The sequence below is a fragment of the Bradyrhizobium tropiciagri genome (genome assembly GCF_018130545.1).
Lineage (GTDB): Bacteria > Pseudomonadota > Alphaproteobacteria > Rhizobiales > Xanthobacteraceae > Bradyrhizobium > Bradyrhizobium tropiciagri_A.
The window spans coordinates 13,841-27,508 of the sequence record NZ_JAFCKF010000010.1 but is presented as its reverse complement, the minus strand read 5'-3'; the positions used below and the strand labels follow the sequence as shown (position 1 = coordinate 27,508).

Sequence of the window (13,668 nt, the reverse complement as noted above, 5' to 3'; positions counted from 1 at the left end):
CTCTATTTCGGCTGCCGACCGAGCATGTAGAACTCGGCGTTCGGTCGCATGCCGGTGACGTTGGCGAGCCGGTTCGAGAGCGCGAAGAACGCCGCCACCGCGGCGATGTCCCAGACGTCGTCGTCGCTGAAGCCGTGGGCGGCGAGCGCGGCGAAGTCGGCTTCCGCGACCTCCTCGGCTGCGCGGCTCACCTTCATGGCGAAGTCGAGCATGGCGCGCTGCCGCGGCGTGATGTCGGCCTTGCGGTAGTTGATCGCGATCTGGTCGGCGATCTCCGGATTCTTGGCGCGGATGCGCAGGATCGCACCATGCGCGATCACGCAATACTGGCACTGATTGGCGGCGCTGGTCGCCACCACGATCATCTCACGCTCGGCCTTGGAGAGGCCGGAGTCCTTCTCCATCAGCGCATCGTGATAGGCAAAGAACGCGCGAAATTCGTCGGGCCGATAGGCCAAAGTGAGGAAGACGTTCGGCACGAAGCCGGATTTCTCCTGCACCGTCAGGATGCGGCTGCGGATATCCTCGGGGAGCTGGTCGAGAGCGGGCGTCGGGAAGCGTTTTGCGGTCGGCTGCGTCATGAGATGGTTCCGGCATGCCGCAAGGACGCGGCGTTAGGCGAAACCATAGTGGATGACGGCTTGGGTGCAAGGTGCTTGGGCGCAAGGCGCATCGGCGCCTTGGCGCGATGATGCTAGCGCAGCGGCTTCTTCAGCAGCGAGAAGCGATCCGGATCGAGGCCCAGTGACGGCTGCAGCATCGGCGCCTCGGCCGGCGCCATCGTGCGTGCTGGTGCGGACGGATTGAGGCTTGGGTCGTTCGGCGCGTTGTCGCGATGCGAAGTGGCGCCGCGCCAGCGCTCCAGCACCGCGCTGACGAAATGCATGTCATGGCCGGCGGTGACCGACGGCACGGTGGCGATGGTGGCCTCGCCGCGCGGCAACTGGTGCGGCGGCACCTCCTTGAAGCGCAGCCGCGTCGGCAGCGCCACACCTTCGCCGAACGCCAGCACTTCGCGGGTGCCGAGCGAGGGCACGAACGACAGCAGATTGGCCGCCGCGTCCGACACCGCGGAGCGCAGCAGCGCCTGGTCGCGGTCGTTGGCAAGCCGCATCGTGAACAGCGTGTTGCACTGGGAGATGATGGTGGCGTCGAGCTCGGCCGGACGCTGGGTGATCAGCCCGAGATAGACGCCGTATTTGCGGCCTTCCTTGGCGATGCGCGACACCGCCTTGCGGGTCGGACCGAAGCCGATATTGCGGTCGGCGGAGGCGTAACGATGCGCTTCCTCGCAGACGAACAGCATCGGCGAGACGCCGTCGCTCCACAGCCCGAAATCGAACGCCATGCGGCACAACACCGACACCACGGAATCGACGACTTCGGCGGGGAAGCCGGCGAGCTGCATGATGGTCATCGGCTTGCCGTTGGCGGGCAGGCGGAACAGATAGCTGATCACCTCGGCCATGGTATCGCCGCCGACATTGGCATTGTCGAACATGAAGGCGTAGCGCGGATCGTTGCGCACCGCGTCGATGCGCGAGATCAGCTTGTGATAGATGATGCGGGAGGAGCGGTTCTCCAGCTTGCCCATGCGCTCGTCGATCAGCGAGATCAGGTCGACCAGGCGATAGGGCACCGGCGTATCGACGGTGTAGCCGACCTGCTTGGGGTCGATGCGCTTCAACCCGAGACCGACCCGGTCGGAATTCTGGTACTGCGTGTAGATGCCCTTCGCCATCGGGATCACTTCGGCGAGGATGTCGAGCTCTTCGGGCACGCCGGGGCGGCCGCCGAACAGCACGTCGACGATCTCTTCGAAGTTGAACAGCCAGAACGGCAGCTTGAGGTTTCGCGGGTTGAGCACCTGTGCGCGCTCGCCGAAGCAACGGCCATATTCGTTGTGGACGTCGAGCAGGAAGATGCGCAGGTTCGGTCGCGACTTCAGGATCTCGTTGAGCAGCAGCGAGACGCCGGTGGATTTGCCGACGCCGGTCGAGCCGAGCACCGCGAAGTGCTTGGAGAGCATTTCCTCGACGTCGACATAGGCGATGACCGACCGGTCCTGCTGCAGCGTGCCGACATTGATCTGGTCGGAGCCGCTCGGCGCGTAGACGGTGCGCAGCTCCTGGTTGGTGATCAGGTCGGTGCTGTCGCCAATGGTCGGATAATGGGTGACGCCGCGCTGGAATTTCGGGCGATCGCCGCCCAGGATTTCGCCGAGCAGGTCGACCGAGGCGGTTGCCATGTACTCGTCGGACGGCGGCAGGTTCTCGCACGACACCTCGGTGATCATGGCGACGATGACCGAGCTCGCGCAACGGATGCTGACGAACCGGCCGACAGTCGCGCGCATTTCCGAGAGTTGCATCTGGCCGCCCGCCAGCAGCCCAACCCGGGCCTGCGAGCCGCGCACGGAGATCACACGTCCAAAGGATGTCACAGTTCCAGCCTGGCTCGTTCGCGAAATCTAAATGTCCGGACCAATATGCCTGCCCGGGATTGGAAAAACCGTTAAGTCGCAGAAGTTTCGGTTCGGCTAAATCTACTCCTTCCCGGTGACGATTTGTTTCTGTCGTGTCGCGATATCGCGCTGGTTCGGCGAGGGAGCGTAGCGTTCCGGCACAGCGGCGATTATTTCGCAGCTTTTCCGTTAATGCGGCATTCACCATCTCGGAGAAGTGCGCCGGTAGCTCCGTAGGTTTACGGGCGTCCCGGCATGGTTAGTCGTCCGCAGTCGTCTGGTATCGTGTAACCGATTGCTAACTGCGGTTTGTAACGACCTTTCCATTTGTGCTGCGTAACGATGCCGCGTCCGGGAGAGATCAGCGTGCGCATCGAACACCGCAATTCATCACCAGGAAATGCCGACGCCGGCTCGACCAAGGGCCTGGCGTTCTGTGCCGGCATGCTGGTCGGCAGCCTGCTCGGAAGCGTGACCGCACAATGGAGCGAGCGCGAAGGCCTGCTGATGGCGGCGTTCGCGATCATGGCCGTGATCGTCTTCTTGTTGCTCAAGCGCCATGAAATCTCCGATGCGAGGCTGGTCACCGAACGTCGCAATCTGACGACCGCCGTCGACAACATTCCGCAGGGGCTCGTGCTCTACGATGCCTCGGCGCGCATCATCACCTGCAACCGTCCCTATATCGAGATGTTCGGGCTTTCGCCCGATGTCGCAAAGCCGGGCTGCACCATGCAGCGGCTGATCGAGCACCGGAAGGAGACCGGCTCGTTCGATGGCGACGTCGACGCGTTCTGCGATGCCATCATCCGCAACGTGAAGCTCGGCAAGGCGACGCGTCAGCTGACCGAGGCACCGGGCGGGCGCGCGATCGAGATCGTCAACAAGCCGCTGCCGGAAGGCGGATGGGTTGCGACGATCGAGGACGTCACGGAGCGGACGCGCACCGAGAACAGGATCGCCTACATGGCGCATTATGATGCGCTTACCGACCTGCCCAACCGCGTGCTGTTCCGCCAACGCCTCGATCAGGCGCTGAAAGCCATCGGCACGGATGAGCAACTCGCGGTCATGTACATCGACATCGACGAGTTCAAGAGCGTCAACGACGCACTCGGCCATCAGATCGGCGACGAACTGCTGCGGGCCGTGGCCGATCGCCTGCGTTCCTGTCTCGGGGACACCGACGTCGCAGCGCGGCTTGGCGGCGACGAGTTTGCCGTAATCCAGACCGCGGTCCGCGATCAGACCCAGACCATGCAGCTGTTGGCCGCGATCTACCAGGCGATCCGCCAGCCGGTCGATTGCAGCGGGCATCTCATCACCACCGACGCCAGCATCGGCATTGCGGTTGCGCCGGCCGACGGCCTCGAGCTCGATCAATTGCTGCGCAACGCCGATCTCGCGCTCTATGGCGCCAAGAGCGACGGCCGCCGCACCTACCGCTTCTTCGAGGCCGGCATGGACGCCCGCGCGAAGGCGCGGCGCAGCCTGGAGCTGGAATTGCGCCAGGCCATCGTCGACGGCAATTTCGAGCTGCATTATCAGCCGCTGCTTCATCTCGAGGACGGCCGGGTCAGCTGCTGCGAGGCGCTGCTGCGCTGGCGCCATCCCGAACGCGGCACCATCTCGCCTGCGGATTTCATCCCGGTCGCCGAGGACACCGGCCTGATCAACGATCTCGGGCACTGGGTGCTGAACACCGCATGCCGCGAAGCCGTGAAGTGGCCGGATCATATCCATGTCGCCGTCAACGTGTCGCCGATCCAGTTCAAGAGCCAGACGCTGGCGCTGAATGTCGCCGCCGCGCTGGCGGCGTCGGGGCTCGCGCCCTCGCGGCTCGAGCTCGAGATCACCGAAGCCGTGCTGATCCGCGACGACGAGGCCGCTCTCGATATCCTGCACCAGCTGCGCGATCTCGGCGTCCGCATCGCGCTCGACGATTTCGGCACCGGCTATTCGTCGCTGAGCTATCTGCAGCGCTTCCCGTTCGACAAGATCAAGATCGATCGCGCCTTCATCAAGGATCTCGCCGGGACCGGCGCATCGTCCACCATCGTCCAGGCCGTCGTGAACATCGCCGCCGCGAGCGACATGACGACGACGGCGGAGGGCGTCGAGACCGAGCAGCAGCGCAATCTGCTGCGCATCCTCGGTTGCACCGAGATGCAGGGCTATCTGTTCAGCCGGCCGGTGCCGGATGTCGAAATCCGCACGCTGCTGTCGTCGCATCGCGAGCAGGCCGTCTCGGTCGCCTGACCACCGGCCTCGATCATGTTCACTCTGTGATTCCGGCCACGGAATGCCGCGTGGACGCCGGTCATCTTGTTGGTACGCAACAAGAGGGCTCCGCCATGTATTATCTTGTGAATGTGCTTCTCGTCCTGGCGATCGCGTTCTTCTTCGTCCTGCCGATGACCGATCGGCGGACAGCGCGGATGAAGCTCTGCATGGTGTGCGTGCTCGCCGTTGCGTTGACGGTGTCGGCGACCGCGTTCCGGCCGCATGGACCGGCGCCGGTGCTGGCGTCGAAGGGCTAGCTGCTCACGCCGCAGAGTGCCGCGATGCCGGAGCCAACAATTTGTTGACGAGACCTAATCCTTTGTACACTAGTACAAATGGAGGCGCCGCCGTCCGCCCGGGCAAAAAAAAGGGCCGATCCGGTGCCGTCGTGCAAGGAGGCCGTCCCATGCAGCCGGAACCGATCCTCGATCTCGCTCATCTCGGCCACATGGAGCTGTTGACGCCGAAGCCGGACGAGAGCCTCAAGTTCTTCGTCGACGTCATGGGCATGACCGTCAGCGGCCAAAAGGGCGAGTCGGTCTATCTGCGCGGCTGGGACGACTACGAGCGCTATTCGCTGAAGCTGACCGCGTCGAAGACCTCGGGCATGGAGCACATGGCGCTGCGGGCGCGCAGTCCGCAGGCGCTCGAGCGCCGCGTCGCCGCGCTGAAGGGCTCGGGCTTCGACATCGGCTGGGTCGACGGCGATATGGGGCAGGGACCGGCCTTCCGCTGCCGCGATCCCGACGGCCATGTCATCGAGCTCTATTACGAGACCGAGTGGTACGAGGCGCCGGCCGGGCTGAAGCCGGCGTTGAAGAACCAGGCGCAGCGCTTTCCGGCGCGCGGCGTCAATGTCCGCCGGCTCGACCATCTCAACTGCCTGGCGGTCGACATCAAGGCCAACCGCCTGTTCTTCGAGAACTACCTGGGCTGCCGCACCACCGAGCAGATCGTGCTCAACGACGGCACGGAAGCGGCGATGTGGATGACGATGTCGAACAAGAGCTACGACTTCGCCTACACGCGCGATCACTACGGCAAGTTCGGCCGGTTTCATCACGTAACCTACGCGCTCGACAGCCGTGAGGAGATCCTGCGGGCCGCGGATATTTTCCTCGAGCATGGGGTGCACATCGAGACCGGGCCGCACAAGCACGCGATCCAGCAGACCTTCTTCCTCTATGTCTATGAACCCGGCGGCAACCGCGTCGAGGTCGCCAATGCCGGCGCCCGCCTGATCCTCGCGCCTGACTGGAAGCCGATCGTGTGGACCGAGGAGGAACGCAAGAAGGGACAGGCCTGGGGTTTAAAGACGATCGAGTCGTTCCACACCCACGGCACGCCGCCGGTGGCCGGCTAGGCTTTGGCCGCAGCGCGCAAGATCGCGCGCGTCGATACGCCGCCGCGAATGCCCGCTGTCGATGACGACAACATGAGCGCTTGGTCGATATGATCCGTTCGAGCGGCTGATGTTGCGCGCGATGCGCGAACCGATGGGAGCGGGTAGGATGGCTGGCAAGACGCCCAAGACACCCAAGACGTCGGCGAAGCCTGCGAAGAAGAGCGCGGCGAAGCGCAATACCGTAAAGCCGCGCCTGCTCGCGGGCGGCAATCCGCAGGTCGCGAAAGGGTACGGTGAGGCGCCCGTGCAGGCCTATATCGCGGCGATGCCGGGTTGGAAGCGCGACGTCGGACGCAAGCTTGACGCGCTTATCGTGCGCACCATTCCCGGCGTGCACAAGGCCGTGAAGTGGAACTCGCCGCTCTACGGCATGGAGGGACAGGGCTGGTTTCTCGGCATCCATGTCTTCACGCGCTACGTCAAAGTGGCGTTCTTTCGCGGCGCGTCGCTGCATCCGGTGCCGCCCGGCAAGTCCAAGCAGCAGCACACGCGCTATCTCGACATTCACGAGAACGACGAACTCGACGAAGCGCAGTTCGCCGCCTGGGTGAAGCAGGCCAGCGAATTGCCCGGCGAACTGATGTGAGCGGCTGCGCAGGTCAGGACCGGCGCGCAACCGCCACGACGCGGCGTCGATGCAGCCCTGCGTTTGGGATCATTGCCTCGCCTCGGGCGTTTGGTGCTAGGCTGCGCCAAAGCACGATGAATCGTCACCGCGCTTTGGATTGTTGTCCTGGCATGATCTTTTCGGAAAACCGCGCTTCGCACTTTTCCGGATCATGCTCTGGTAACGTCAGAGGAAACGTCGATGAGCGAACACACGACGGACAAGCGCGTGCGAGAGGCGTCTCGCAGGCGATTCCTTCAGGCGGGTGCGGCACTGGCCGGCAGCTCCGCGATATCTGGAGTTGCCGGTTCTCCCGCGCTTGCCGAACCCGGGAATAATCTTCCGCCCAATGTGCCGGAATGGATGAAAACGCCCGGTGACCCGATGGGCAGCCAGCCCTACGGCACGCCGTCAATCCACGAGAAGGGCGTCGTCAAGAACATCTCGAAGACGCTCCCGCAATACATCTCCGCCTCGGGCCGCACGCCGTTGCAGGAGCTCGACGGCATCATCACGCCGAACGGGTTGTTCTACGAGCGCCACCATGGCGGCGTGCCGACCATCGATCCGGCCGAGCACCGGCTGATGCTGCACGGCATGGTCGATCGCCCGCTGGTGTTCACGATGGAAGACATCCGTCGTTTCCCGTCGCAGTCACGCATCCACTTCCTCGAGTGCTCCGGCAATCCGGTCTACACCAAGCCCTATGGCAAGACCGCCTCCGACCTTGTTGGCCTCCTGAGCTGCGCGGAATGGACCGGCGTGCCGCTCAAGACGGTGCTGGACGAAGCGGGCGTGCAGGCCGGCGCCAAATGGATCGTTGCCGAGGGCGCCGATGCGGCCGCGCTGACGCGCTCGATCCCGATCGAGAAATGCCTCGACGACGCCATGCTGGTCTACAGCCAGAACGGCGAGCGGCTGCGTCCGCAACAAGGCTATCCGCTGCGCCTGTTGTTGCCGGGCTTCGAGGGCAACATGAACGTGAAGTGGCTGCGCCGGCTCAAGGTGGTCGCCGAGCCGGCCTATTCGCGCGAGGAGACCTCGAAATACACCGACCCGATGCCCGACGGCACGTCGCGCGAATTCACCTTCTACATGGAAGCCAAGTCGATCATCACGCGGCCGTCCGGCGGGCAGAAGCTGACCACGCAAGGCTTTCACGAGATCACCGGGATCGCCTGGAGCGGTCACGGCAAGATCAAGAGCGTCGAGGTCTCGCTCGATGAAGGCAAGAGCTGGCAGCAGGCCGAATTGCAGGAGCCGGTGCTGACACGGGCGCTGACGCGCTTCCGCTTGCCCTGGCACTGGGACGGCAGTCCCGCCGTCATCCAGAGCCGCGCCATCGATGAGACCGGTTACGTGCAGCCGACGCTGGCGGAATTGGTCGCGGTGCGTGGTCTCAACTCGTTCTACCATAACAACGCGATCTGGCCCTGGCGCATCGATGCAAATGGCGAGGTGACCAATGCCCAGGCGTGATCTGAAGGTCGCGGCGCTGGCAAGCGCGATCGCAATGCTCAGCGCTGCCACGCAGGCCGAGGAGCGCTACGCTATCGGCCGGGCGGCGACGCCAGCGGAGATCGCGGGCTGGAACATCGATATCGGCCGCGACGGCTCCAACCTTCCGCCGGGCAGCGGCAGCGTCGAGCGCGGTCGCACGGTGTTCAGCGAGCAATGCGCCGTATGCCATGGCGACAACGGGCAGGGTGGTGTCGGCGATCGCCTCGTCGGCGGGCAAGGCACGCTGGCGAACCCGAAGCCGATCCGCACCGTCGGCAGCTACTGGCCCTACGCCCCGACATTGTTCGACTACATCCGCCGCGCGATGCCGCAGAACGCGCCGCAGTCGTTGAGCAATGAGGACGTCTACGCCGTGTCCGCCTACATCCTCAGCCTGAACGGCATCGTGCCGGCCAATGCCGTGCTCGACGCCAAGTCGCTGGCCGCCGTCAAGATGCCGAACCGCGATGGGTTCGTCTCCGACCCGCGGCCTGACGTGCATAACCGCTGAAGCCAGGACCGCTTGGCTCGCGGCTTCGTGACATCGTGGCCCCTGTGCCCGGAGGACTGACGCCCCCATCTCCGTTTGGGGCGGCTCGGCCGTCTTTCAGCATGCGTTCATTGATCGATAGGAGAGGCCGTATGACCAGGTCGTGGGCGATCGCAGTCGCCGTGCTGTTCGCGGGAATGACGTTCACGCCGGTCGCAGCCCAGATGTCGGAGCCGGCCCTTTTCGACGCGCAGAATCCGGGGCGTAGCGCGATCAACGGCGGTGCCCTGACGCCGTGGGGTGAGGCCCAGCAGGCGGCGCGTAGCGGCAACCCGGCGAACGCCTATGGTGCCATGCCGCCGGCGCCGTCCGCCTCGTGCGCACGTTACCGTTCATTCGATCCGGCGTCCGGCACCTACCTTGGCCGCGACGGCCGCCGCCATTCCTGCCAGTAAGCGCCGCTCCACGCTTGGCCGTTGTTCTCGGCCGTCGTTCTTGGCGGTGGAGTTCTTGGCGGTGGATAAGGGCGCCGGCAATTGCCCGGCGCTCGAACGACCGGACGCTCGTCACGCTATAGTCCGCCGATCGCATCGGGCCGAGCGGCGGAGGGCATCAGGCGTGACGGACACCCTGAGCGGTTTCTGGGATCGAAAGTCGACCGCCGAGCTGTTGCGGGAGGCGGCGCGGGCCGATGGCGACGCCGAGGCGCCGGTCTTCAAGCGGTCGCTGTCGGCGTTGCAGCTGGTCACGCTCGGCATCGGCGGCATCATCGGTGCCGGCATCTTCGTGCTGACCGGCCATGCGGCGGCTGCGAATGCCGGTCCCGCCGTCACGCTCTCCTTCCTGCTCGGCGCCGTCGCCTGCGCCTTCGCCGGCCTGTGCTACGCCGAGATGGCCTCGACCGTGCCGATCTGCGGCAGCGCCTACACCTACGCTTACGCCACCCTCGGCGAACTGATCGCCTGGATCATCGGCTGGGACCTGATCCTCGAATATGCGGTCGGCGCGATCGCGGTCTCGGTCGGATGGTCCGGCTATTTCGTCAGCTTCATGCGCGATTTCGGCATCAACCTGCCGCAGCAATTCACCTCGGCGCCGCTCGCCTACGATGCCAACAGCGGCGTGTGGTCGTCGACCGGCGCGGTCATCAACATCCCGGCGATGGCGATCATCGCCTTCGTCACCACGCTGCTCGTGGTCGGCATTCGCGAATCCGCGCGCTTCACCGGTTTCGTCGTCGTGGTGAAGCTCGTCGTCATCGCATTGTTTCTCGCCACCGCGGCGTCCTCGGTGACGCCAGCGAACTGGGTGACGGCGAGCAATCCGCAGGGCGCGCTGATCCCGCCGAATGCGGGTCCTGGCGTGTTCGGCTGGTCCGGCGTGATCCGCGGCGCGGCGGTGGTGTTCTTCGCCTATATCGGCTTCGACGCGGTCTCGACCGCGGCACAGGAGGCGAGGGTGCCGGAGCGCGACATGCCGATCGGCATTCTCGGCTCGCTGGTGATTTGCGCCGCGCTCTATGTCGCGGTCGGCTTCGTGCTGACCGGCATCGTGCCGTATGACCGGCTCGGCGTGCCGGATCCAATCGCGGTCGGCATCGATGCGATTGGCATCGGCTGGCTCGGTCCCTTCATCAAGCTCGGCATTCTGTTCGGATTGACCTCGGTGATCCTCATCATGCTGCTGGCGCAGCCGCGGATCTTTCGCGCCATGGCGCATGACGGGCTGCTGCCGGGCATCGCTGCCAAGATCCATCCGCGATTTCGGACGCCTTATGTCTCGACCATCTTCTCCGGCACGATTGCCGCCGTTCTCGGCGGGCTGCTGCCGATCGGGCTGGTCGGCGAACTGGTTTCGATCGGCACACTGTTCGCATTCACGGTGGTCTCGATCGGCACGCTGGCGTTGCGCGTCCGCGATCCGGAACTGGCACGCCCGTTCAGGGCGCCGGCGATCTGGCTGGTGGCCCCGGCTGCTGCTGGAACTTCGCTGTTCCTGATGTTCGGCCTGCCGCTCGACACCTGGATCAGGCTCGCGGCGTGGCTCGCGATCGGGCTTGTGATCTATGCGGCCTATGGCAGACGTCACAGCCGGCTGCGAGGGCGCGGCGAGGGCCGCGCGCTATAGTCCGCGCGGGTGCGGCCTGCTAGGCTTGCGCCTTGAGATAGCACCGTAGCGCCGCGACAGTCGGCGCAGGTCCAGGGAGGCTTCCATGCAAAATCCAACGGTACGCGCGCGATCGATGGTCGCCGCGATGGTCTCGATCGGCATGATGTCGGTTGCGCCTTGTCACGCAGCATCCGTCGCGCCGGTCGCTGCCGAGAACGGCATGGTGGTCGCAGCCCAGCATCTCGCGACCCAGGTCGGCGTCGATGTGCTGAAGCGAGGTGGCAACGCCATCGATGCGGCGGTCGCCGTCGGTTACGCGCTTGCGGTCGCCTATCCCGCCGCGGGCAATCTCGGTGGCGGCGGGTTCATGACCATCCAGCTTGCCGACGGCCGCAAGACCTTCCTGGATTTCCGCGAGACCGCCCCGAAGGGCGCCACCGCCAACATGTATCTCGACAAGGACGGCAACGTCGTTCCCGGCCTGTCGACCAAGGGGCATCTCGCGGTCGGCGTGCCGGGCTCGGTGGCCGGAATGGAATATGCGCGCGAGAAATACGGCACGATGAAGCGCGCGGACGTGATCGCACCGGCGCTGCAGCTCGCCGAGGACGGGTTCGTGCTGGACCAGGGCGACGTCAGCATGCTGGAGACTTCGACCAAGGATTTCCAGGACGATCCGCCCTCGGCCGCGATCTTCCTCAACAATGGCAAGCCGTTCCAGGTCGGCGAGCGGCTGACGCAGCACGAACTCGCCGAGACGCTGCGCGAGATCAGCAAGCGCGGCACCGATGGTTTCTACAAGGGCTGGGTGGGGGCTGCGATCGTCGCCTCGAGCCAGGCCGGCAAGGGCCTGCTCACGCAGGAGGATCTCGACAATTACAAAGTGCGCGAGCTCGCGCCGGTCGAATGCGACTATCGCGGCTACCACGTGGTCTCGGCGCCGCCGCCCAGCTCGGGCGGCGTTGTGATCTGCGAGATCCTGAACATCCTCGAGGGCTATCCGCTGAAGGAGCTCGGCTACCATTCCGCGCAAGCGGTGCACTACCAGATCGAGGCGATGCGCCATGCCTATGTCGATCGCAACAGCTATCTCGGCGACCCCGACTTCGTGAAGAATCCGCTCGAGCGCCTGCTCGACAAGACCTACGCGGCGAAGATCCGCGCCGCGATCGACCCGGCCAAGGCCGGCGTATCGAGGGACATCAAACCCGGCGTTCCGCCGCATGAGGGCAGCAACACCACGCACTATTCGATCGCCGACAAGGACGGCAACGCGGTGTCGGTCACCTACACGCTGAACGACTGGTTCGGCGCCAAGGTGACCGCGGCCAAGACCGGCGTGCTGCTCAACGACGAGATGGACGACTTCACGGCCAAGGTCGGCGTGCCGAACCTCTATGGCCTGGTGCAGGGGGAGGCCAATTCGATCGCCCCGGGCAAGCGCCCGCTGTCCTCGATGAGCCCGACCATCGTGACCAGGGACGGCAAGCCGGTGATGGTGGTGGGGACCCCGGGCGGCAGCCGCATCATCACGGCCGTGCTGCTGACGATGATCAATGCGATCGACTACGGCATGAACGCGCAGGAAGCCGTCGACATGCCGCGCTTCCATCAGCAATGGCTGCCGGAGGCGACCAATCTTGAGGACTTCACGCTGTCGCCGGACACCCGGAAGATCCTGGAAGGCATGGGCCACAAATTCGGTCCGCCGCAGCCGGCCAATCACCTCGCGGTCATCATCGTCGGCGCACCGTCGCTGGACGGCAAGCCGGTCGGCAACAATCGCTTCTATGGCGCCAACGATCCGCGCCGCAATTCGGGACTTGCTAGCGGCTACTGATTGGCGTTGTGCGATCGAGGAGCGTAGCCCGCATGAGCGAAGCGATATGCGGGTCCCCGGATGTCGCTACGCTCACTCGGGCTACAAATGGCTATGAGCCGTCCCGCGTCAGGCGACGGCGGTCGACCGGCCGTCGTCGTGCCCGTTCGTCAGCAGCAGGCGCCGACGGATCGCGTCTTCGACCAGGGCCAGCGATTGCTTGGCCTCACGCGCCTCGGCCTCGGCGGCCTGGGCTCGGAACTCGGCCGCATCGAGCTGTTCCTGCTGGGACTCGATGCGCCGCCGGGCCTCCTCGAGCGCGCGCGACGCGTCCCTCAGCTTGCGCTCGGTCGCGGCGATGATTTCGAGCTGCGCCTGTTCGGCGGCCTCGGCGCGGGCTTCGCCGGCGCGGGCCCTGTCCTCGATGCTGCGGAACAAATCCGCCGCCTGATAGACGAGGTCCAGGGCTTCGGTACCCATCGCCGATGTGGGAGGCCTCGGAAATCCAAGGACGTTCGGGTCGGCCGCGAAGGGCCGTTTAAATCCGCGCAGTGCCATTCGAAATCAGCCCGTCGCGAGTCACGTGTGTGGCAACAACTTGCGGTAGTTATAGTTAATGGATCGTTAATCCGGCGGGCCCGCAGGCACTGTCCACCGGTTTCTGATATCGCAGCATTCGAAACGGCAACCGGGTAGTGAGAGCGACGACCCGGCCTGCGCTTTTCTTTCGCAGCTCGCTCTGTGCGCAAGCGCAGCGCTGGAGGGGGGATGGATTCGGCAAGGTCCGCACGAATCGAGGTGCGAGCGGGCCACAGATCGATCGGGCCACGCGGGGCATCGGCCGGGCCGGAGCGGCCGGTGATTTGGCGCCCGCGCGCGAGCCGGGCTCTATGGCATAAGTTTGACGCCTGGGCCGCTTTAATTCTCTGCCGTTGAATTGCAGGTCCCTGGTACGACCGATATACCGGGCAGCCTAAGTGGCACGCAGCGC

At 65.1% G+C, this 13,668-nt stretch carries 12 protein-coding genes; 9 read left to right on the top strand and 3 right to left on the bottom strand.

Features of this window, described 5'->3' with window-relative positions; genetic code table 11:
- Positions 1–2: 2 nt before the first annotated feature.
- Both JQ616_RS33925 and JQ616_RS33920 read right to left on the bottom strand, forming a co-directional pair.
- Positions 3–581, bottom strand: coding sequence for a peroxidase-related enzyme (locus JQ616_RS33925; RefSeq protein ID WP_212022479.1), 579 nt, complete (start codon positions 579–581; stop codon positions 3–5).
- A gap of 113 nt (positions 582–694) precedes the next feature.
- A complete protein-coding gene (locus JQ616_RS33920; protein WP_212022477.1) occupies positions 695–2,443 on the bottom strand; it encodes an ATP-binding protein in 1,749 nt (582 codons plus the stop codon).
- Positions 2,444–2,830: 387 nt separating this feature from the next.
- Here JQ616_RS33920 and JQ616_RS33915 point away from each other — a divergent pair, with 387 nt between their 5' ends.
- The 9 genes from JQ616_RS33915 (at position 2,831) to ggt (ending at position 12,698) form a co-directional block, all read left to right on the top strand.
- Positions 2,831–4,723 carry a putative bifunctional diguanylate cyclase/phosphodiesterase gene (locus JQ616_RS33915; RefSeq protein WP_433996029.1) on the top strand — a complete coding sequence of 631 codons (1,893 nt, stop codon included), beginning with the start codon at positions 2,831–2,833 and terminating at the stop codon, positions 4,721–4,723.
- A gap of 95 nt (positions 4,724–4,818) precedes the next feature.
- Complete coding sequence (locus JQ616_RS33910; RefSeq protein ID WP_212022473.1) at positions 4,819–5,004, top strand: hypothetical protein; 186 nt, start codon at positions 4,819–4,821, stop codon at positions 5,002–5,004.
- Between the two features lie 149 nt (positions 5,005–5,153).
- Positions 5,154–6,110, top strand: coding sequence for a catechol 2,3-dioxygenase (locus tag JQ616_RS33905; protein ID WP_212022471.1), 957 nt, complete (start codon positions 5,154–5,156; stop codon positions 6,108–6,110).
- Positions 6,111–6,258: 148 nt separating this feature from the next.
- Complete coding sequence (locus JQ616_RS33900; RefSeq protein WP_212022747.1) at positions 6,259–6,738, top strand: DUF1801 domain-containing protein; 480 nt, start codon at positions 6,259–6,261, stop codon at positions 6,736–6,738.
- A gap of 222 nt (positions 6,739–6,960) precedes the next feature.
- Positions 6,961–8,238: a sulfite dehydrogenase gene (soxC, locus tag JQ616_RS33895; protein ID WP_212022469.1), complete on the top strand. Its 1,278-nt coding sequence runs from the start codon at positions 6,961–6,963 to the stop codon at positions 8,236–8,238.
- Between the two features lie 34 nt (positions 8,239–8,272).
- On the top strand, positions 8,273–8,770 hold the full coding sequence (locus JQ616_RS33890) for a c-type cytochrome (RefSeq protein WP_249137674.1): 498 nt from the start codon (positions 8,273–8,275) through the stop codon (positions 8,768–8,770).
- Positions 8,771–8,901: 131 nt separating this feature from the next.
- Complete coding sequence (locus tag JQ616_RS39515) at positions 8,902–9,204, top strand: BA14K family protein (RefSeq protein ID WP_249137623.1); 303 nt, start codon at positions 8,902–8,904, stop codon at positions 9,202–9,204.
- Positions 9,205–9,379: 175 nt separating this feature from the next.
- Positions 9,380–10,876, top strand: coding sequence for an amino acid permease (locus JQ616_RS33880; RefSeq protein WP_212022746.1), 1,497 nt, complete (start codon positions 9,380–9,382; stop codon positions 10,874–10,876).
- An 85-nt stretch (positions 10,877–10,961) separates the two neighbouring features.
- Positions 10,962–12,698, top strand: coding sequence for a gamma-glutamyltransferase (gene ggt / locus JQ616_RS33875; protein WP_212022465.1), 1,737 nt, complete (start codon positions 10,962–10,964; stop codon positions 12,696–12,698).
- Between the two features lie 108 nt (positions 12,699–12,806).
- On the opposite strand, the gene JQ616_RS33870 is transcribed toward ggt, so the two are convergent.
- Entirely contained in the window at positions 12,807–13,235 is a 429-nt protein-coding gene (locus tag JQ616_RS33870) for a hypothetical protein (protein ID WP_249137621.1), read from the bottom strand.
- Positions 13,236–13,668: the final 433 nt, after the last annotated feature.

Bases quoted from the DNA above. Each gene is read 5' to 3' on its own strand.
- JQ616_RS33925 (WP_212022479.1), bottom strand. From the start codon at position 581: ATGACGCAGCCGACCGCAAAACGCTTCCCGACGCCCGCTCTCGACCAG.
- JQ616_RS33910 (WP_212022473.1), top strand. From the start codon at position 4,819: ATGTATTATCTTGTGAATGTGCTTCTCGTCCTGGCGATCGCGTTCTTC.
- JQ616_RS33905 (WP_212022471.1), top strand. From the start codon at position 5,154: ATGCAGCCGGAACCGATCCTCGATCTCGCTCATCTCGGCCACATGGAG.
- JQ616_RS33900 (WP_212022747.1), top strand. From the start codon at position 6,259: ATGGCTGGCAAGACGCCCAAGACACCCAAGACGTCGGCGAAGCCTGCG.
- soxC (WP_212022469.1), top strand. From the start codon at position 6,961: ATGAGCGAACACACGACGGACAAGCGCGTGCGAGAGGCGTCTCGCAGG.
- JQ616_RS33890 (WP_249137674.1), top strand. From the start codon at position 8,273: ATGCTCAGCGCTGCCACGCAGGCCGAGGAGCGCTACGCTATCGGCCGG.
- JQ616_RS39515 (WP_249137623.1), top strand. From the start codon at position 8,902: ATGACCAGGTCGTGGGCGATCGCAGTCGCCGTGCTGTTCGCGGGAATG.
- ggt (WP_212022465.1), top strand. From the start codon at position 10,962: ATGCAAAATCCAACGGTACGCGCGCGATCGATGGTCGCCGCGATGGTC.
- JQ616_RS33870 (WP_249137621.1), bottom strand. From the start codon at position 13,235: ATGGCACTGCGCGGATTTAAACGGCCCTTCGCGGCCGACCCGAACGTC.